We start from the raw sequence: 324 nt of genomic DNA, 5'->3' as shown, positions 1-324 counted from the left end.
GGAGCGGTCACCTCATGACAGCAGAGGGCAAACCTGATTGGAAATCAAAGATTTGACGATAAATCAGCCCGTGTCGCCGCCTTTTTCGTAAAGCCCGTGAGCGGCGTGACTGAGCAACTCGTCGCGGTAGTCGTTGAAGCAATCACGCGCCACCTTCTCGGAGATGCCGTAGAACTCGGCGGCTGCGCGAACCGCCCCGGCCAGATCGCGCCCTGTGAGCACACGTCTGACGTCGTCGGCAGCGTCGAGCGGCGGATGCGGGCCGGGTTTGAGCCCGTAGAAGACCAGCAAGGCGATCTCCGTGCGGAGCACCTCGAAACTCCC

At 61.7% G+C, this 324-nt stretch carries 1 protein-coding gene; it reads right to left on the bottom strand.

Annotated features, from left to right (window positions below):
- Nucleotides 1-63 precede the first annotated feature (63 nt).
- A partial coding sequence (locus tag EN857_RS33880; RefSeq protein WP_210235174.1) for a hypothetical protein occupies nucleotides 64-324 on the bottom strand: 261 nt, incomplete at its 5' end.

It is taken from the genome of Mesorhizobium sp. M4B.F.Ca.ET.214.01.1.1, from assembly GCF_004791545.1.
GTDB classification, from domain to species: Bacteria; Pseudomonadota; Alphaproteobacteria; order Rhizobiales; family Rhizobiaceae; genus Mesorhizobium; species Mesorhizobium abyssinicae.
The sequence above is the reverse complement of the archived record's forward strand: the minus strand, read 5'-3'. Positions and strand labels throughout refer to the sequence as shown.